This window comes from Acidovorax sp. FW305-C-20-28 (genome assembly GCF_058783375.1).
In genome coordinates this window covers 18,719-39,458 of sequence record NZ_JBYSYM010000030.1, presented here as the reverse complement: position 1 = coordinate 39,458, position 20,740 = coordinate 18,719, and the positions used below count along the sequence as shown (strand labels likewise).

Below are 20,740 nucleotides of genomic sequence, written 5' to 3'. Positions count from 1 at the left end.
GATGGCCCACCCACACCCCTCAATCCGCGATCTTCACCCCCTGCACCTGGGTGCCGAGCTTGAGGTAGAGCACGCCATCGGCGCCCATGCGCCAGGGGGTGGTTTGCGCGGCATCGTTGCCGGGCAGCACCCACAGCGGCACCAGGCGCCACTGTGCGTTGCCCAGGGTGAGGGTGAGGGAGCCATCGCTCACACCCGACTTCACGGCCAGGGCGGCGCCGGGCAGTGCGGCAGTGAAGATGGCCTGTGCTTGCGTGGGGCTCAGCAGCGCGGGCAGCAGCAGTTGCTTGGCGCCCGTGCCGATCTGCAGGTAGATGCGGCCCTGCGCATCCATGCCGATGCTGGGTGTGCCCGTGGTGGTGCCCGCTCCGGCCCAATCGGGTTTGAGCACATAGGTGGCGCCACCGGTCGTCAGCTGGATCACGCCCTCGGCACCGAGCTTGATCTTCGCATCGGGCAGCAGGGCCGTCACCGCGCTGGCCAGGCCTGCGAGGTCGGCCACGGCGGGCGCGAACTGCACCACGACCCCACCACGCACCCAGCGCAGCAGGCCCAGCGGTGTGAAGCTCACGCCATCGGGCAGACGGGCGTCGATGGTGATGGGCTGGGTGGGCAGCAGTTGCAGGACTTGCGTGCCATCGCGCAGCAGCAGTACGCCCGAGGCCGTGACTTCGAGGCCTTGCGTGAGGTTGGCACCGGCCAGGCGCGGCACGGTGCCCGCGATGCGTGCGAACACCTTGCCATCCACGGTGATGGACGCAGGCAGGTTGGCGAAGGTCATCGCATCACCCGGCTGCGTGCCATCGCCCTTGATCGAGCCGAGCGTGATCGCAACAACCTTGCCGGTCGCATCGATCTGCAGCCGCTCGCCCGCCATCAGCCCCTTGTCGCCCAGTGCGGGCAGGCTGCCTGCAGGCGGTACCAGCGAGCCACTGACCACGGCCACCGCCAGCGGCTGCGCATCGATGCGTGTACCGGCAGCGCCCGAACTCAGCAGCACCTCGCCCGCCAGCGACATGGGCTGGCCCGGGGCGGTCGAGGTCATCGACGCCGAGCCCTGCAGCACCACCAGCACCAGCACCGTCTGGCCCTTGACCTGGGCGACTTGCAACTGCGTGCCGGGCAGCGCGGTCACGCTCATGGACTGGCCGTTGACCGCCAACTGCAGCGTGACCGGTGTGGTGCCCGTGCCCGGCAGCGCAATCACCGCACCGGCCGCGCCTGCACCCACGGTGACGGGCTGCGTGGGGTCGGTGATGGTGGTGGTGCCGCTGCTGTTGATGGTGACCGTGGCCGGGCCGCCGCCGCCCGAGGGGGCTTCTGCGGGGCGCACGGCCGGGCTGGTGGGGGCCGATTCCACGCTGTCGCCCACGGCGTTGGTGGCGCGCACGGTGAAGGTGTAGGGCGTGCCATTGGTCAGGCCCGGCACGGTGCAGGTGGTGGGCAGGGGGCTGCCGGTGGTCACGCTGCAGGTCTTGGCGGTGTTCTCCACCGTGGTCACGGTGTAGCCGGTGAGGGCGTAGCTGCCGTCGTAGGCCGGGGCCGTCCAGCGCACCGTGGCGCTGGCTTCGCCTGCCGTGGCGGCGACGGCGGTGGGCGCATCGGGCAGGCCCGAGTGCACCAGCAGCAGCTGCGTCTGCGGGCGGGCCGTGACAAAGCCCGCGTCCTGCGCGCCCGTGCCGCCGCTCTGGCGGGCGCGCACGCCGCACCAGTGGCCGGCCTTGCCGGGCTGCACCTGCAGCTGGCTGCCGGCCAGGGTGCACACATCGGGCGTCCACGACTCGAACTCCACGGCCAGGCCGCTGCTGGCCGTGGCCACCAGGTTGGTGGCGCTGCCCTGCGCGGGCGGGTGCGCCAGCACGGGGAAGTCGATGGTCTGCCCCTGGGCCGTGGGGGTGGCCAGCAGGCGCTGCGTGGCACTGACATTGCCGCTGCCCAGCTGGCGAAACTGGTTGTCGCCCCAGCACTGCAGCCCGCGCCCGCCCGCCGTGGTGATGGCGCAGGCGTGCCCATGGCCGGTGGTGAAGGTCTCCACGCCATTGCCCAGGCTGACCACCGCCTGGGGCGTGCTGGCATTGGCCGTGCCGCCGTTGCCCAGTTGCCCCGTGCTGTTGTCGCCCCAGCACCACAGGGCGCCCGCGCTGGTGCGGGCGCAGGTGAAGTCCCGGCCCGCGCCGATGGCGGCGATGCCGCTGGGCGGGCTCACCACGTCCTGCGGCGTGTCGGCCGCGGTCTGGCTGTTGTCGCCCAGTTGGCCAGACGCGTTGGCGCCCCAGCACTTGAGCACGCCGGTGCTGGTCAGTGCGCAGCTGTGCTCGCGGCCTGCCGTGACGGCCGCAACGCCGCCCGCGAGGCCCGCGACCGCCTGGGGCGTGTTGGCATTGACGCTGGTGCCGTTGCCCAATTGGCCCGCAGCATTGATGCCCCAGCACACCAGCGCGTCGGCCGCGTCGATGGCGCAGGCATGGCCATGGCCTGCCGCCAGGGCCTTGGCACCGCTGGCCAGGCCCTGCACGGCCTGGGGTGTGCTGGCCGGCGTGTTGGTGTTGTTGCCCAACTGGCCCCAGATGTTTGCGCCCCAGCAGAGCACCGCGCCGCTGGGGGTGATGAGGGCGCAGGTGAAGTTGCTGCCCGCCACAATGGCCTGGGCCGCGCCGGGCAGGCTGGTCACCGCCGTGGGGGTGAGGGCCCCGGTGGTGGTGCCGTCGCCCAGTTGCCCGCTGGCGTTGTCGCCCCAGCACTGCACGCTGCCATCGCTGGCCAGTGCGCAGCTGTGGACCTCGCCCGTGGCGACCGATGTGTAGCCGCTGTAGAGGCCCGTGACCGGCTGGGGCAGCGTGGCGGTGATGGTGTCGCCCTTGCCCAGCTGGGCTGAGTCGTTGCGGCCCCAGCACAGCACCTGGCCGGCGGCGGACACGGCGCAGGTGTGCGATGCGCCCCCTGCGATGGAGGTGGCCGCGCTGCCCAGCGCGCCGCCCAGCCGGAGCACATGCTGCGGGGTGTCGATCGAGCCGGGGGTGCTGCTGCCGATGCCCAAATCGCCGTAGCCATTGGAGCCCCAGCACTGGAGGGCCCCGGCCGTGGTGACCGCGCAGCTATGGGCGGCCCCGGTCCCGATGGCTGCCATGCCGCCCGAGAGGCCCGTGACGGGCTGGGGCGTGGTGGCATACATGGAGTTGCCGTTGCCCAGCCCCAGTTGGCCATTGTTGTTGCGGCCCCAGCACTGCACGGCCCCCGCCGTGCTCAGCGCGCAGGCGTGCGCGCCCCCGGCCGAGATGGCCGCTACACCGCTGGAAAGGCCCGTGACGGGCTGGGGCGTGCTGGCATCGGTGGTGCTGCCATTGCCCAGCTGGCCGGCGTAGTTCAAGCCCCAGCACCGGGCCGCCCCCGCCGTGGTCATTGCACAGGTCAGAGACCCTTTCGCGGAAATGGCCGCCACGCCGCTGGCCAGGCCCGTGACGGGCTGGGGCGTGTTGGCATCGGTGGTGCTGCCATTGCCCAGCTGGCCGCTGTTGTTGGCGCCCCAGCACTGGGCCGCCCCCGCCGTGGTCACCACGCAGGTGTGCCCACCGCCCAGGGCCATGGCCGCCACGCCGCTGGAAAGGCCCGTGACCGGCTGGGGTGTGAGGATATTGGCCGTGCCATTGCCCGCCTGGCCGTAAGCGTTGTAGCCCCAGCACAGCATGGCACCGGCCGTGGTCAGCGCGCAGGTGTGAGCGGTCCCCGCCGCGATGGCGGCCACCCCGCTGGTGAGGCCCTGGACCTGCTGGGGCGTGCTGGCGTTGGTGGTGCTGCCATCACCCAGGCTGCCATACATGTTGTTGCCCCAGCACTTGACTGCGCCCGCCGAGGTCAGCGCGCAGGCGCTGACCTCGCCCACCGCAATGGCCGCCACGCCGCTACCCAGGCCCGTAACCGGCTGGGGCGTGTCGGCATTGGCAGTGCCGCCATTGCCCAACCTGCCGTCGTACCCATCGCCCCAGCAGTACACCGCCCCCGCCGCCGTCAACGCACAGGTTTGCCGACTGCCCAGGCCCACCTGCTGCACCGGATCGCCCAGGATCGAGGCCGGCACCGCCGTGGCCTGCGCGCGCGCCGGCAGGGCGGTGCCCAGGGCCAGCAGCAGCAATAACAGCCCCGCCAGCCAGGCCATTGACCAGCGGGCCAGGGTGCGGTGGGGTGCGGGGTGGGGGCTGCAGGGTGAAGGGGAGGGCAGGCGGGCAAGGGCGCTCATGGGCGGACTTTCAGGGGAGGCATCGAACGATCGAACGGACCAACAAGCAACGGCCAGGTAGGGGCGTGCCTGCACGCCGGCACGCCTGTCTGCACCGTTGGTTGCTTGTTACCGCGCGAATCTAGATGTTTCCGGCCCGCCTGTCTGTCCCTAGTTCTTGTGACAAGGCCCTGGCTTGGTGGGGGTCAATCCGCTATCTTGACCCCCTGCACCTGGGTGCCCAGCTTGAGGTAGAGCACGCCATCGGCACCCAGGCGCCAGGGCGTGGTCTGCGCGGCATCGTTGCCGGTGGGCAGCACCCACTGCGGCACCAGGCGCCATTGCGTACCACCCAGCGTGAGCGTAAGTGAGCCATCGCTGCTACCCGAACGCAAAGCCAGTGCGGAGCCGGGCAGGGCGGCAGTGAAGAGGGCTTGCGCCTGCGTGGGGCTCAGCAGCGCGGGCAGCAGCAGTTGCTTGGCGCCGGTACCGATCTGCAGGTAGATGCGGCCTTGCGCGTCCAGGCCGATGCTGGGCGCGCCGGTGGTGGTGCCTGCGCCCGTCCAGTCGGGCCTGAGCACGTACGTCGCACCACCGGTGGTCAGCTGGATCACGCCCTCGGCGCCCAGCTTGAGCTTGGCATCGGGCAGCACTGCCGTCACCGCTGTCGTCAGGCCTGCGAGGTCGGCCACGGCGGGCGCAAACTGCACCACCACGCCGCCGCGCACCCAGCGCAGCAGGCCCAGGGGCGTGAAGCTCACGCCATCGGGCAGGCGCGCATCGATGGTGATCGGTTGCGTGGGCAGCAACTGCAGCACCTGGTTGCCATCGCGCAGCAGCAACACACCCGAGGCCGTGACTTCGAGGCCCTGCGTGAGGTTGGCGCCAGACAGGCGCGGCACGGTGCCAGCGATGCGCGCAAACACCTTGCCGTCCACGGTGATCGAGTTCGGCAGATTGGCAAACACCATCGCATCCCCCGGCTGCGTGCCATCGCCCTTGATGGACCCCAGCGTGATCGCCACGAGCTTGCCAGCGGCATCGACCTGCAGGCGCTCGCCGGCCATCAGGCCCTTGTCGCCCAGCGCGGGCAGCGAACCGGCTGGCGGCACCAGCGAACCGGTCACCACGGCAACGGCCAGCGGCTGCGCATCGATGCGCGTGCCCGCAGCACCCGAACTCAGCAGCACCTCCCCCGCCAGCGACATGGGCTGGCCCGGGGCGGTCGAGGTCATCGAGGCCGAGCCCTGCAGCACGACGAGCACCAGCACCGTCTGCCCCTTGACCTGGGCCACCTGCAACTGCGTGCCGGGCAGCGCGGTCACGCTCATGGACTGGCCGTTGACCGCCAACTGCAGCGTGACCGGCGTGGTGCCCGTGCCCGGCAGCGCAATCACCGCCCCGGCCGCGCCTGCGCCCACGGTGATGGGCTGCGTGGGGTCGGTGATGGTGGTGGTGCCGCTGCTGTTGATGGTGACCGTGGCCGGGCCGCCGCCGCCCGTGGGGGCTTCTGCGGGCCGCACGGCCGGGCTGGTGGGGGCCGATTCCACGCTGTCGCCCACGGCATTGGTGGCGCGCACGGTGAAGGTGTAGGGCGTGCCGTTGGTCAGGCCCGGCACGGTGCAGGTGGTGGGCAGGGGGCTGCCGGTGGTCACGCTGCAGGTCTTGGCGGTGTTCTCCACCGTGGTCACGGTGTAGCCGGTGAGGGGGCGGCCGCCGGTGTAGGCGGGCGCCGTCCAGCGCACCGTGGCGCTGGTCTCGCCTGCGGTGGCGGCGGTGGCGGTGGGCGCGTCGGGCAGGCCCAGTTGCACGCGCAGCAGCAGCAGCTGGGGCGGGGCGGCGGCATAGCCCGCATGCTGTGCGTTCGTGCCGCCGCTCTGGCTGGCTTGTACGCCGCACCAGCCGTCGGTCATGTTGGGCAGCACGGTCAGCGTGTCGCCGCTCACGCTGCACACATAGGGCGTCACCGAGGTGAACTGCACGGCCATGCCGCTCGTGGCCGTGGCGGCCAGGGTGGTGCTGCTGGTGCCCTGCGCGGGCAGGGGCACGGGCGCGGCGAAGGCAATGGTCTGCCCTGTGGCGATGGGGGTGGGCAGGTTGCGGCTGGTCGTGTTGCCATTGCCCAGCTTGCCAAGGCCGTTGTCGCCCCAGCACTGCAGTGCCCCGCCCGCCGTGAGCGCACAGTTGTAGCTGCCGCCCACCGTGAGGGCCTGCACCCCGCTGGCCAGGCCCTGCACCGCGACCGGCGTGGACGAATTGGCCGTGCTGCCATTGCCCAGCTCACCGGAGCTGTTGCCGCCCCAGCACCACACGGCGCCCGCCGTGGTGCGTGCGCAGGCATGGAACAGGCCGGCCCCCACCGATGCCACGCCGCTCGTGAGGTTGGGCACCTGCTGCGGCGTGTTGGCGTTGGTCGTGGTGCCGTCGCCCAGCTGGCCCGAGGAGTTGTTGCCCCAGCACAGGACGGCGCCCGCCGTGGTCACGGCGCAGGTGGTGTCGTTCGCCATGCCGATGGCCGCCACGCCGCTGGCCAGGCTGGGCACGGCCTGGGCGGTGCTGGCGTTGGTGTTCGTGCCGTCGCCCAACTGCCCGAAGAAGTTGCGGCCCCAGCACACGAGGGCGTCGGCCGCGGTGATGGCGCAGGCATGGTGGTTGCCGGCCGCAATGGCCTTGGCCCCGGCGGGCAGGTTCTGCACCCGCTGGGCGGTGGTGGCGTCGGTGGGGGCGTTGCCATCGCCCGCCTGGCCAAAATTGTTGGCGCCCCAGCAGTAGACCTCGCCGGTGGCGTCGGTGAGGGCGCAACTCAGCGCGTAGCCTGCCGCAATGGCTTTCACCGCGCCGGGCAGGCCCTGCACGGCCACGGGCGTGTTGCGGTTCGCCGTGCTGTTGTCGCCCAGTTGCCCCTGGGTGTTTTCGCCCCAGCAGTGCACCGCGCCTGCCGTGGTCAGCGCGCAGGTATGGCTGTGGCCTGGGGCCACCGCGGCCACCCCGCGCGCCATGCCCCCCGCCGGCTGGGCCGTCCAGCTGTCGGTGTTGTTGCCGTTGCCAAATTGGCCCTGAAGGTTCTGGCCCCAGCAATGCAGGCCACCCGCCGCGCTGATGGCGCAGCTGTGCCGGTTGCCCGCGGCGGCAGACACCAGCGCGCCGCCCAGCACGGCCACGGGCTGGGGGGTGTTGGCATCGGTGGTGGTGCCGTTGCCCAGGTGGCCGTTGGTGTTCATGCCCCAGCACTGCAGGGCCCCTGCCGTGGTGGCCGCGCAGGTGTAGCGGTGGTTCAGATCCACGGCTGCCACGCCGCTGGCCAGGCCCGGCACGGCCTGGGGGGTGTTGACGCTGCCACCGGTGGTGCCGGCCCCCAGCTGGCCGTAGTCATTGACGCCCCAGCACAGCAGGGCCCCCGCTGTGGTGATCGCGCAGGTGTTGCGTTCCCCCGCCGCAATCGCCGCCACGCCGCTGGCCAGGCCGGGCAGGGGCTGGGGCGTGTCGGCGCTGGTGGTGTTGCCGGTGCCCAACTGGCCGTAGAAATTCCAGCCCCAGCACCATGCCGCGCCCGCCGTGGTCCGCGCGCAGGTGTGGGCGGCCCCCGCATCGATGGCGGCCACGCCGCTGGAAAGGCCCGTGACGGGTTCCGGAGTGACCGCATACATTGCACCGCTGCCGTTGCCCAGCGAGCCTGCATTGTTCAAGCCCCAGCACAGCACCGCGCCCGCCTGGGTCAGCGCACAGGTGTGGTTCTCCCCGGCCGAAATGGCTGCGACACCGCTGGTCAGGTCCCTCACCTGCCGGGGAATGTTCCAAGCCAGCGGAACGTTATAGCCGCCGAGGCCATCGCCCACCTGGGCCTGGGAGTTGTCGCCCCAGCAAGACACCGCACCCGTCGTGAGCAGCGCGCAGGTGTGCTGGAATCCTGCCGTGATGGCCACCACATGGAAGCTGAGGCCAAAGACCTCCCTGGGCACGATGGCGGTGCCGGTGGTGTAGTCGCCCACCTGGCCGAAGCTGTTGGCGCCCCAGCACAGCGGCTTGCCGTCCGTGGTCACCGCGCAGGTGTGCCTGCCCCCCGCCGCAATGGCCATCACCCCGCTCCCCAGGCCCGTGACCGGCTGGGGCGTGCTGGCGTCGACAGAGCTGCCATTGCCCAACTGGTAGGAGCTGTTGTCCCCCCAGCAGTACACCGCCCCCTCCGCCGTCAGCGCACAGACATGGTTGCCGCCCGCCGCCACCTGCTTGACCGGGCTGCCCAGTATCGACGCGGGCACCGCGCTGGCCTGCGCCTGTGCAGGCGAGGCCGCGCCCAGGGCCAGCAGCAGGCCGGCCAGCCAGGCCAGGGCCCAGCGGGCCAGGCTGCGGTGGGTGCCAGGAGGCGTGTGAGGGAGGCGGGCAGAGGCGCTCATGGGGGAACCATCGCTTTCAGGATTCGAACGGGCACACCGGAGCGCGCGCTGCGCCGGTGCTTTGTTACCGCAGGAATCTAGATGTTTCCGCCCCGCTTGTATGTCCCTAGTTCTTGTGACAAAGGCTCCCGCAGGAGCCTTTGTCAGAGGGGGGCGGCCAGGGCCTCAGTCCGCGATCTTCACGCCCTGCACCTGGGTGCCCAGCTTGAGGTAGAGCACGCCATCGGCGCCCAGACGCCAGGGGGTGGTCTGCGCGGCATCGTTGCCCGGCAGCACCCACTGCGGCACCAGGCGCCACTGTGCGCCGCCCAGGGTGAGGGTGAGTGAGCCATCGCTGCTGCCCGAGCGCACAGCCAGTGCGGAGCTGGGCAGGGCAGCGGTGAAGAGGGCTTGCGCCTGCGTGGGGCTCAGCAGTGCGGGCAGCAGCAGTTGCTTGGGCCCGTTGGCGCCGATCTGCAGATAGATGCGGCCTTGCGCATCCACGCCGATGCTGGGCGTGCCCGTGGCCGTGCCTGCACCGGCCCAGTCGGGCCTGAGCACGTAGGTCGCGCCACCGGTCGTCAGCTGCAGAACACCCTCGGCACCCAGCTTGATCTTGGCATCGGGCAGCACGGCCGTCACCGCGCTGGCCAGGCCCGCGAGGTCGGCCACGGCGGGTGCGAACTGCACCACCACGCCGCCACGCACCCAGCGCAGCAAGCCTAGCGGCGTGAAGCTCACGCCATCGGGCAGGCGCGCGTCGATGGTGATGGGCTGCGTGGGCAGCAGTTGCAGCACCTGGTTGCCATCGCGCAGCAGCAGCACACCCGAGGCAGTCACTTCGAGGCCCTGCGTGAGGTTGGCACCGGCCAGGCGCGGCACGGTGCCCGCGATGCGGGCAAAAACCTTGCCATCCACGGTGATCGAGGTCGGCAGGTTGGCAAACACCATCGCATCCCCCGGCTGCGAGCCATCGCCCTTGATGGACCCGAGCGTGATCGCAACGACCTTGCCGGTGGCATCGATCTGCAGGCGCTCGCCCGCCATCAGGCCTTTGTCGCCCAGTGCGGGCAGGCTGCCTGCAGGCGGCACCAGCGAACCACTGACCACGGCAACGGCCAGCGGCTGCGCATCGATGCGCGTGCCCGCAGAACCCGAACTCAGCAGCACCTCCCCCGCCAGCGACATGGGCTGGCCCGGGGCGGTCGAGGTCATGGACGCAGAGCCCTGCAGCACGACGAGCACCAGCACCGTTTGCCCCTTGACCTGGGCCACCTGCAGCTGCGTGCCGGGCACAGCGGTCACGGTCAGCGACTGCCCGTTGACGCTGAGCTGCAGCGGCACGGGCGTGGTGCCGGTGCCGGGCAGCACGATGGTGGCGCCCACGGCCTCGGGGCCCACGATCAGGGGCACGGTGGGGTCGGTGATGGTGGTCGTGCTGCCGGGGCTGTTGATGGGCAGGCCCGCGGGGGCGCCACCGCCGCCGCCACCGCCAGCGGGCGCGGCCGTAGGCGTGACCGGGGCGCTGGCGGCCGATGGGTCGCTGTCGCCCGCGGCGTTGGTCGCCTTCACGGTGAAGGTGTAGGCCGTGCCATTGGTCAGGCCGTTCACCGTGCAACTGGTGGCGGTGGCAGGCACCGGGGTGCAGGTCTTGCTGCTGTCCTGCACGGCGGTGGCGGTGTAGCCGGTGATGGCGCCGGTGCCTGGGTAGGTGGGCGCCGTCCAGCCCACGGTGGCACGGGCGTCGCTGGCGTTGGCCGCCGCGGCGGTGGGCGCATCGGGCGCGCCGGAGTGCACCAGCAGCAGGCGCAGCTGCGAGCGGGCGCGGGTGAAGCCCGAGCCGTCGAAGGTCACGGTGCCGGGCAGCACGTAGCGCGCGCCGCCGGGCTGCGTGGCGTGCACGGCGCACCAGTGGCCGGCCGTGCTGGGCTCCGCGGTAAGGGTGGTGCCGTTGCCCACGCTGCACACCGAGGGGGTCAGCGACACGAACTCCACGGCCAAGCCGCTGGTGGCCGTGGCGTCCAGGGTGATGCTGGTGCCCTGCACGGGCATGCGCGCCAGCGCGGGGAAATCGATGGTCTGCACCTGGGCAATGGGTACGGGCGCGGGGGTGAGCCAGTTGCCGCCACTGCCCACCAGGCCCATGCTGCCATCGCCCCAGCAATGCAGCACCCCGGCGGCGCTGAGCGCGCAGGCATGGGTGTTGCCGAAGGCGATGGCCTGCACGCCGCTGCCCAGGCTGGTGATGGCCACGGGCGTGCTGGCGTTGGCCGAGCCGCCGTTGCCCAGTTGCCCGGAGCTGTTCTTGCCCCAGCACCACAGAGCGCCCGCCGAGGTGGTGGCGCAGCTGGAGTCACTGCGCACCGCGATCGATGCAACACCGCTGCCCAGGGGGGCCACATCCTGCGGCGTGTTGGTGTTGGTCATGCTGCCGTCGCCCAACTGGCCCTCGCTGTTCTGGCCCCAGCATTTCACCGCGCCGCCCGTGGTCAGCGCACAGGTGTGCCCGCCGCCTGCGGCAACGGCGGTGACGGTGTCCGCCAAGACCGTGGGTCGGGGCTGGTTGGCATGGTTGTTGGTGCCGTCCCCCAGGGCGCCAAAGAAGTTGTAGCCCCAGCACACCAGCGCATCGGCCGCGGTGATGGCGCAGGTGTGGCTGGCGCCGGCCGCGATGGCCTTGGCGCCGCTCAGGCCCTGCACTGGCTGGGCGGTGTTGGCGATGAGGATGACGATGGTGCCGTCACCCAATTGGCCAGAGCTGTTGTCGCCCCAGCAGTACACCGCACCGCTGCCGGCCATGAGGGCGCAGGTGTGGGAGCGGCCCGCCGCAATGGCCTGCACCGGGGCGGCCGGCAAGCCGACCACGGCCCGGGGTATGCCGCCATTGCTGTAGGTGCCATCGCCCAGTTGCCCGTAGCCGTTGAACCCCCAGCACTGCACCGTGCCGTCCGTGCCCAGCGCGCAGGTGTGGGCGAAGCCCGTGGTCACCGACGCCACCCCCGTGGCCAGGCCCTTGACCGGTTGGGGCGTGTAGGCGTCGTTGAGGCTGTCATTGCCCAGCTGGCCAAAGCCCCCCGAGCCCCAGCAATGCACGCCGCCGCCCGTGGTCACGGCGCAGGTGTGGCCATACCCAGCGTCAAGCGAGGCCGCCACCGTGCCGTCCGCCAAGCCCATGGCCTGGGGACTGCTGGCATCGGTGGTGCTGCCGGTGCCCAACTGGCCGTAGGCATTGGCGCCCCAGCAGCGCAGGGCCCCGGGCGCGGTGACCGCACAGGTCTGGCCGTAGCCCGTGCCCACGCCCAGCACACCGCTGGCCATGCCCGGCACGGCCTGGGGCGTGCTTGCGCCGCCGCCCGTGCTGCCGTTGCCCAACTGGCCGCTGCTGTTGTCGCCCCAGCAGCGCAGGGCACCGGCCGTGGTCACCGCGCAGCTGTGGCGCTCACTGGCCGCCAGGGCCGCCACGCCGCTGGCCAGGCCGGTGACGGCCTGGGGCGTGTTGGCGCTGGTGCTGCCGCCGTTGCCCAGCTGGCCAGAGGCATTCGCGCCCCAGCACCAGGCGGCCCCGGCCGTGCTCAGCGCGCAGCTGTGGCTGGCCCCGGCCACCACGCTGGCCATGGCGGGCAGGCCCGTGACCGCCTGGGGCGTGGTGCCCAGCGGGGCGGCGCTGCCGCTGCCCAACTGGCCCGCAGCGTTGTTGCCCCAGCAGCGCACGGCCCCCGTGCGGGCCATCACCGCGCAGCTGTGGTACTCGCCGGCCGTGATGGCCGCCACGCCGCTGGAAAGGCCCGTGGGCGCGGCCCCGAGCCGGTAGCTGCTGCCCGCGCTCGTTCCAATGCCCCACTGGCCATGGCTGTTGTCGCCCCAGCAAACCACCGCCCCGGTGGTGTCGAGCAGGCAGGAGTGGGCGCGCCCGGTGGCAATGCCGACCACCGTGCCCGAGCCGGTCACCGGGCTCGCGGGCCGGGTGGCATAGGTGCCGAACTGGTAGGCCGACTGGCCCAAGCTGTTGTCGCCCCAGCAGGCGACCCCCATGGTCGAGGACAGCGCGCAGGTGTGGCTGTGCCCCGCCGACAGCGCGATCACGCTGTTGCCCAGGTCCCAGGTCGGTTGCGGCGTGCTGGAGTCGATGGTGGTGTTGTTGCCCAGCTGGCCCAGGTTGTTGCGGCCCCAGCAGTACACCGCGCCCGCCGCCGTGAGCGCGCAGCTGTGGTGGGCACCCGACACCACCTGCTGCACCGGCTGGCCCAGCCACGAGGCGTCTTGCGCGCGCGCCGCGGGCGCCGCCACCAGGGCCAGCAGCGGCAACAACAACAGCAGCAGCCAGGCCGGCAGGGCCCGGGTGCGGCGCAGGGCAGTGCGGGGGGAGAGGTCGGGGCGGCAGGCAGGGGCGCTCATGGGGGAACCATCGCTTTCAGGATTCGAACGGGCACACCGGCGCGCACGCTGCGCCGGTGCTTTGTTACCGCAGGAATCTAGATGTTTCCGCCCCGCTTGTATGTCCCTAGTTCTTGTGACAAAGGCTCCCGCAGGAGCCTTTGCCAGGGGGCCGCGGCCAGGCCTCAGTCCGCGATCTTGACCCCCTGCACCTGGGTGCCGAGCTTGAGGTAGAGCACGCCATCGGCGCCCAGGCGCCAGGGGGTGGTCTGGGCAGCGTCGTTGCCGCTGGGCAGCACCCACTGCGGCACCAGGCGCCATTGCGTACCACCCAGCGTGAGCGTAAGTGAGCCATCGCTGGCGCCCGAACGCAAAGCCAGTGCGGAGCCGGGCAGGGCGGCGGTGAAGATCGCCTGGGCCTGCGTGGGGCTCAGCAGCGCGGGCAGCAGCAGTTGCTTGGCGCCCGTGCCGATCTGCAGGTAGATGCGGCCTTGTGCGTCCACACCGATCTGCGGCGTGCCGGTGGCCGTGCCCGCTCCGGCCCAATCGGGCCTGAGTACATAGGTGGCACCACCCGTGGTCAGTTGGATCACACCCTCGGCACCGAGCTTGAGCTTGGCATCGGGTAGCACTGCGGTCACCGCGCTGGCCAGGCCTGCGAGGTCGGCCACGGCGGGCGCGAACTGCACCACGACCCCACCCCGCACCCAGCGCAGCAGGCCCAGGGGCGTGAAGCTCACGCCATCGGGCAGGCGCGCGTCGATGGTGATGGGCTGGGTGGGCAGCAGTTGCAGCACCTGGGTGCCATCGCGCAGCAGCAAAACACCCGAGGCCGTGACTTCGAGGCCCTGGGTCAGATTCGCCCCTGCAAGGCGTGGCACGGTACCGGCGATGCGCGCAAACACCTTGCCATCCACGGTGATCGATGTCGGCAGGTTGGCAAACACCATCGTATCACCCGGCTGAGTTCCATCGCCCTTGATCGAACCCAGGGTGATGGACACCAGCTTGCCGGTCGCATCGATCTGCAGCCGTTCACCGGCCTGCAATCCCTTGCCGCCGAGTTCAGGCAGCGAGCCGTTGGGCGGCACCAGCGAACCCGAAACGACCGCCACCGCCAGCGGCTGCGCATCGATGCGCGTACCGGCGGCACCGGACGACAGCAGCACCTCCCCCGCCAGCGACATGGGCTGGCCCGGGGCGGTCGAGGTCATCGAGGCCGAGCCCTGCAGCACGACGAGCACCAGCACGGTCTGGCCCTTGACCTGGGCGACCTGCAACTGCGCGCCCGGCAGCGCGGTCACAGTGAGCGACTGGCCATTGACGGCGAGCTGCAGCGTGACCGGCGCGGTGCCCGTGCCGGGCAGCACCAGGGTGGCGCCCGCCGCATCCGGGCCCACGGTGATGGGTTGCGTGGGGTCGGTGATGGTGGTGCTGGTGCCGGGGGTGTTGATGGTGACCCCGGCAGGGCCGCCGCCACCACCGCCGCCGGCGGGCGGGGCCGTGGGCGTGGCCGGTGCGCTGGCGGCCGAGGGCACGCTGTCGCCTGCGGCGTTGGTGGCCTTGGCGGTGAAGGTGTAGGCCGTGCCATTGGTCAGGCCCAGCACCGTGCAGGTGGTGGCCAGCGGGCTGCCGGTGGTCACGCTGCAGGTCTTGGTGCTGTCCTGCACGGCACTCACCGTGACCGCGGTGAGGGCGCTGCCGCCGTTGCTGGCGGGCGCTGTCCAGCGCACCACGGCCTGGGCATCGCCGGCGGTGGCCGCCAGGGCCGTGGGGGCGCCGGGCACGGTGGCGGGCACCACGGGCGTGGTGCTGGGGGCCGATGCCTCGCTGTCGCCCGCCGCATTGGTGGCCCGGGCGGTGAAGGTGTAGGCCGTGCCGTTGGCCAGGCCGGTCACCGTGCAGGTGGTGGCCAGGGGGCTGCCGGTGGTCACGCTGCAGGTCTTGGTGTTGTCTTCCACCGTGGTCACGGTGTAGCGGGTGAGGGCGCTGCTGCCGGCGTAGGCCGGCGCGGTCCAGCCCACCGTGGCCTGGGCATTGCCGGCGCTGGCCACCACGGCGGTGGGCGCGTCGGGCACGCCGGACTGCACCCGCATCAGCCGCGCCTGCGCGGGGGCGGCGACGGGGCCGGTGCTCAGCCCGGGCTGGCGGGCCTGCACGCCGCACCAGTGGTCGGTCTTGCCGGGCAGCACGGTGAGGGTGGTGCCGCTCACCGTGCACACATCCGGCGTCCACGACTCGAACTGCACGGCCAGGCCGCTGCTGGCCGTGGCCGCCAGGGTGGTGCTGCTGGTGCCCTGCGCGGGCAGGGGCACGGGCGTTGCGAAGTCGATGGTCTGGCCCGCGACGATGGGGACGGGCTGGCGCTGGGGGCTGGCCACGCTGTCATTGCCCAACTGGCCCGCGTTGCCCTTGCCCCAGCACTGCAGCGCGCCGGCGGTGGTGAGCGCGCAGGCGTGGTTGTGGCCGGTCATGAGGGACTGCACGCCGCTGGCCAGGCCGGTGACGGCCATGGGGCGGCTGGCGTCGGGCGAACTGCCGTTGCCCACCATGCCGGTGTTGTAGTTGCCACCCCAGCACCAGGCGGCGCCGTCGGAGGTGATGGCGCAACTGGAGATCGTGCTGGTGGCGATGGCGGTGACGCCGCTGCCCATGCCGACGACGTCCCTCGGCGCGATGTTGTAGGGGACCATGGTGCCGTTGCCCACCTGGCCATAGGCGTTGTCGCCCCAGCACTTGACCGCGCCGGCCGTGCTCAGCGCACAGGTGTGCATGCCGCCCGCCGCCACGGCGGCGAAGCTGCCCGACAGGCCGGGGTTGGTGATGGGCGTGTTGTAGCTGCTGCCCGTGAGGGCGAAAGCGCCGGCGTAGTTCTCGCCCCAGCACACCACCTCCTGCGCCGCGTTGATGGCGCACAGGTGTCTGCCGCCTGCCGAGAGCGACGTGGTGCCGCTTTGCAGCCCCTGCACGGGCACGGGCGCGGTGGAGTAGCTGGTGTTGGTGCCGTTGCCCAGTTGGCCGGACACGCCCACGCCCCAGCAGTAGACCGCGCCGCTGGCGGCGATGAGGGCGCAGCTGGTGCTGCCGCTGGTCACCACGGCCTGGGCCGGGCCGGGCAGGCCGAGCACGGCCTTGGGGGTGGTGGACCGGGTGGTGGTGCCGTCGCCCAGCTGCCCGCCAGCGTTTTCGCCCCAGCACTTCACTGCGCCCTCGGTGGTCAGTGCGCAGCTGTGCCCGTAGCCCGCGGCCACCGCCGCCACCCCGGTGGACAGCCCCGTGACCGCCTGGGGCGTGCCGGTACTGGTGAAGCCGCCATTGCCCAGCTGCGCCCCACTGTTGCTGCCCCAGCAGTACACGCCCCCGCTCGCGCTCACGGCACAGGTGTGCTCAAACCCCCCGGCAAATGCCTTCACCGCCCCGCCCAGCACGGCCACGGGCTGGGGGGTGTTGGCATCGGTGGTGTTGCCGTTGCCCAACTGGCCGTAGTTGTTCCAGCCCCAGCAGTGCACGGCCCCCGCCGTGGTCACGGCGCAGCTGTGGTTGCCCCCCGCCGCAATGGCCCTTACCCCGCTGGCGAGGTCTGCCACGGCCTGGGGCGTGGTGAAGGTGGCGGTGGGGCTGGCGTTGCCCAACTGCCCGTTGGAGTTGCTGCCCCAGCACTGCAGGGCACCGGCCGTGGTCAGCGCGCAGGCGTGGTTGACCCCGGCCTCCAGCGCTGCCACCCCGCTGGCCAGGCCGCTGGCCGGCTGGGGGGTGCTGGCGTCGGCGCTGCCGCCGTTGCCCAGTTGGCCGTAGCTGTTCTGGCCCCAGCACTGCACCGCCCCGGCGGAGCTCAGGGCGCAGGTGCTGGTCCCCCCCGCTGCGATGGCGGCCACCCCGCTGGCCAGGCCGGTGACCGGCCGGGGCGTGGTGGCGCTGGTGGTGCTGCCATCGCCCAGCTGGCCGTTGTCGTTGTACCCCCAGCACTGCGCCGCACCGGCCATGCTCAGCGCGCAAGTGTGTCTGCCGCCCGCCGCGATGGCGGCCACGCCGCTGGCCAGGCCGGTGACCGGCTGGGGCGTGCTGGCGTCGGTGGTGCTGCCATTGCCCAGCTGGCCGTCACGGTTGACCCCCCAGCATTGCACGGTGCCGGCCGTGGTCAGCGCGCAGGTGTGCTCATCGCCCGCGGCCAGGGCCGCCACCCCGGCCGACAGGCCTGGCACGGGTTGGGGCGTGCTGCCCACCGGAAAACCCCAGCACTGCACGGCCCCGGCCGTGGTCAGCGCGCAGCTGTGCCAGGCCCCGGCCACCAGGGCCACCACGCCGGACGCCAGGCCCACCACAGGCCGGGGGAGCGGGTTGTCCACGGTGGTGCCATCTCCCAACTGGCCCGCATGGTTGCGCCCCCAGCAGTACACAGCCCCTGCCGTCGTCAGCGCGCAACCGTGGTACCAGCCCACCGCCACCTGCTGCACCGGCTGGCCCAGGATCGAGCCGGGCACCGCCGTGCCTTGCGCACGCGCCGGCAGGGCTGCACCCAGGGCCAGCAGCACCAACCCCGCGAGCAGGGCCAGAGCGCGGCGCAGGGCCAGATGGGGGGAGGGCAAAAACAACAAGGCACAGAGGCGGGCAAAGGCGCTCATGGAGAGGGGCTTTCGGGCCGGAGCCGAAGGCGCGCCGGCGGTGTGTGGACATGTAACTGCGCGCGAATCTAGCGGGTTTGGCCGGGCCTGTCTGTCCCTAGTTCTTGTGACAAGCCAGGGCTATCGGCGGCGCTGTTACATCCATACACTTGCGCCTTCGCACACACACGACACAGGGGCTGCCCATGGGCAAGGCGTTGCAGACGATGGGGAAAATGGTGGGGCTTTGGCGCGCGCGCATGGGTGCCTTGGGGGCGGCACTGCTGCTGGTGGCAGTGGTCGCGCTGGGCTTGCTGCCCCGGCAGGCCGCGGCCCAGGGCTTTACGGAGAGCTTCGACGACGTGAGCACCCTGGCCGGCAGCGGCTGGGTACTGCAGAACAACAGCAGCCCCGTGGGCAGTGCCGCTACCTGGCTGCAGGGGGGCGCGACGCTGTTCAACGCGTACAACGGCGCGTCCACTGCGTACATCGAGGCCAGCCTGAACAATGCGGCCGCCGGTGGCGACATCAGCAACTGGATGCTCACGCCCAACCGCACCTTTCGCAATGGCGATGTGCTGACCTTCTACACCCGCAGTGCCGGCGCTGCCAGCGACCGCCTGGAAGTGCGCCTGAGCACCAATGGCGCCAGCACCAACGTGGGCGCCACGGCGACCAGCGTGGGGGACTTCAATACGCTGCTGGCGGCCGTCAACCCCACGATGGTGTCCTTCGGATACCCGAACAACTGGACCCAGTACACCGTGACCCTCTCCGGCCTGCCGGCGCCCACCTCGGGCCGCATCGGCTTTCGCTACTTCGTGAACGCGGCGCAGCAGCCCACCTCCAGCACGGTGGGCATCGACGAGGTGCAGTACACCCCCTACGTCTGCCCCACCCTGACCCTGAGCCCCGCCACCTTGCCAAACGGTGGCTGGGGCGTGGCCTACAGCCAGACGCTGAGCCAGACCGGCGCGCTGGGCACGCCCAGCTATGCGATCACCACGGGCGCCCTGCCGCCGGGGGTCACGCTGTCGGCCAGCGGCACCACCTCCGGCAGCCCCACGGCGACCGGCAATTTCAGCTTCACCGTCACGGTGTCCGACGCCAGCGGCTGCAGCTACTCGCGGCTCTACAGCATCATCGTCTTGGTGAGCCCGCCCTCGGCGCCGGGCATTGTTGGCGTGGTGCCGGGCGATGGCCAGGCCACCGTGTCCTGGACGGAACCCCTCTTCGAGGGCGGCGGCTTCTTCTACGAATACTCGGTGACGGCCGTGCAGGACAACACCAAGGGCTGCGCGGTCTACTATCCGGCCACCAGCTGCAGCGTGACGGGGCTCACCAACGGCCAGGCCTACAGCTTCAACGTGGTGGCGAACAACTTCTACCACAACTCGCCGCCGGCCACCACTGGCACGGTCACCCCGGCGGGCACGCCCGGCGCGCCGCAGGGCGTGGGCGCCAGCCCCGGCGATGGCCAGGCGCGCGTGGCCTGGCAGGTGCCGCTGACCAACGGCGGCAGCCCCATCACCGGCTACACCGTGGTGGCGGTGCAGGACGCGAGCAAGGGCTGCACCACCACGGGCGCGCTGCTGTGCACCGTGGCCGGGCTGGCCAACGGCTCGGCCTACAGCTTCCGCGTCACGGCCAGCAACGCCCAGGGCGCGGGCACGCCATCGGCCGCCAGCACCACCGTCATGCTCCCCGTGCCCGACGCCGGCGGCGGCGCGCCGCCCGCGCCCGAGCCCGTGGTGCTGGCGCCCGGTGCCAGCGGCAGCCTGGCGGCCCCCACCAGCGCCACGCTGGGCAGCGGCTCGACGCTGACGGTGCAGCCCTCGGCCGCAGGCGGCAGCATCGTGCCGCCGGCGCAGGGCAGCGCCACGGTGCAGCTGGGCAGCACGGGCGGCAGCCTCACCGTGGCCCAGTCTGGCGGCGGGCAGGCCAGCGTGCTGCGGGCCGGCAACGGCACCCCCGTGCTGGGCCTGGGCAACAACACCACCGGCAGCCTGCAGGTGGCCAGCCGCCAGCCCGACCAGGTGCTGCTCGACGTGGGCCCCGCAGGCCCGGGCGCCAGCGCCAGCGGCCGCCAGGTGGTGGCCGGCCTGGGCGGCGCGCGCATCGAAGCCCAGCGCCAGGCCGATGGCAGCCTGGTGGTGCGCGTGCTCGAAGGCAGCGCGGTGGTGCAGTGCGCCCCGCCGTGCAGCAACAGCAACAACAACGGCCAGGGCAGCGTCTCGCTGCTGGTGGGCGAGCAGGCCCGCATCTCGCCCCAGGGCCTGGTGCAACAGGTTACGCTGCAGACCAGCACCCTGCCCACCCCCTTGCCCAACGGCCTGCAACTGTTGGGCACGCCGGGCGGCGCCTTCGCGCTCGACGGGCCCGCGCCCGCCCGCACCCCCGGCAGCAGCCTGCTGGCCCAGGCCGGCGCCGCGCTGCGCAGCCTGCTCGGCCTGCCCCTGGCCAGCAGCGGCCAAAGCAGCCTGGGCACGGTGCTCTTCACCCTGCCCGACGGCACCACCCTGGGCCTGCTGCCGCTGGCCGCGCCCGTGGTGGATTTGAGCGTGCCCAACGGCGCCAGCATCGCGCCCGACGGCACCCTGCGCATCGCCCACCAGGGCGTGGTGCAGACCTTCGGCCCCGCGCCGCTGGACCTGGGCGCCGCACTGCAGGCCCTGCAGGCGCTGCTGCCCGGCGCACGCTTGAGCATCGGCAGCGCGGGCACCTGGCGCATCGACGTGCCCGGCGGCACCGCCCTGTCGCTGCGCCCCGGCTGGGTGGCCAGCGCCGGCACGCCGCAGGGCGGCACCCCCCGCATCGAGCCCACAGGCCCCGGCGGCCAGCCCATGCTGGTGCAGCCCAACGGCCTGCGCACACCGCTGCAGCCCGCCCTGGCCGAGCCCGCCGCACTGCTGGCCCTGCTGCGCAGCGCCGACGCCCAGGCCCAGTGGCAAATGGGCCTGGACGGCAGAGTGCGCCTGGTGCTGGCCGGCAGCGCCTACCTGCTGCAGCCCCAGGCCGAACTGGCCCAGGTGCCTGCGGGCGGCAGCGGCACGGGCACGGGCAGTGTGTGGCTGGAACAGTCGCCCGGCGGGTCCGTGCTGCTGCGCGTGCGGCTGGCGGACGGGCGGGTGCAGACGGTGGTGGTGGCCGGGCCATAGGCCTTGGGCCTCGTCTTGCTG

Annotated in this window: 5 protein-coding genes; 1 reads left to right on the top strand and 4 read right to left on the bottom strand. The window is 72.2% G+C overall.

Annotated features, from left to right (window positions below; all coding sequences use genetic code 11):
* Positions 1 to 19: 19 nt before the first annotated feature.
* From AC3WOH_RS27370 to AC3WOH_RS27355, 4 genes are all read right to left on the bottom strand, one after another.
* Positions 20 to 4,234: an RCC1 domain-containing protein gene (locus AC3WOH_RS27370; RefSeq protein WP_492232460.1), complete on the bottom strand. Its 4,215-nt coding sequence runs from the start codon at positions 4,232 to 4,234 to the stop codon at positions 20 to 22.
* Between the two features lie 185 nt (positions 4,235 to 4,419).
* Positions 4,420 to 8,607 (bottom strand): RCC1 domain-containing protein, encoded by a 4,188-nt coding sequence (locus tag AC3WOH_RS27365; protein WP_492232459.1) that lies wholly within the window; start codon positions 8,605 to 8,607, stop codon positions 4,420 to 4,422.
* 165 nt (positions 8,608 to 8,772) lie between these two features.
* Positions 8,773 to 12,981, bottom strand: a complete 4,209-nt coding sequence (locus AC3WOH_RS27360; RefSeq protein ID WP_492232458.1) for an RCC1 domain-containing protein — start codon at positions 12,979 to 12,981, stop codon at positions 8,773 to 8,775.
* Between the two features lie 164 nt (positions 12,982 to 13,145).
* On the bottom strand, positions 13,146 to 17,582 hold the full coding sequence (locus AC3WOH_RS27355; RefSeq protein WP_492232457.1) for an RCC1 domain-containing protein: 4,437 nt from the start codon (positions 17,580 to 17,582) through the stop codon (positions 13,146 to 13,148).
* A 239-nt stretch (positions 17,583 to 17,821) separates the two neighbouring features.
* Between AC3WOH_RS27355 and AC3WOH_RS27350 the strand changes: the two genes are divergently transcribed.
* Positions 17,822 to 20,719, top strand: coding sequence for a choice-of-anchor J domain-containing protein (locus AC3WOH_RS27350; protein ID WP_492232456.1), 2,898 nt, complete (start codon positions 17,822 to 17,824; stop codon positions 20,717 to 20,719).
* Positions 20,720 to 20,740: the final 21 nt, after the last annotated feature.

What these genes read in the sequence shown, in the direction of transcription:
- AC3WOH_RS27370 (WP_492232460.1), bottom strand. Translation starts at nt 4,234, where the DNA reads ATGAGCGCCCTTGCCCGCCTGCCCTCCCCTTCACCCTGCAGCCCCCAC.
- AC3WOH_RS27350 (WP_492232456.1), top strand. Translation starts at nt 17,822, where the DNA reads ATGGGTGCCTTGGGGGCGGCACTGCTGCTGGTGGCAGTGGTCGCGCTG.
- AC3WOH_RS27360 (WP_492232458.1), bottom strand. Translation starts at nt 12,981, where the DNA reads ATGAGCGCCCCTGCCTGCCGCCCCGACCTCTCCCCCCGCACTGCCCTG.
- AC3WOH_RS27365 (WP_492232459.1), bottom strand. Translation starts at nt 8,607, where the DNA reads ATGAGCGCCTCTGCCCGCCTCCCTCACACGCCTCCTGGCACCCACCGC.
- AC3WOH_RS27355 (WP_492232457.1), bottom strand. Translation starts at nt 17,582, where the DNA reads ATGAGCGCCTTTGCCCGCCTCTGTGCCTTGTTGTTTTTGCCCTCCCCC.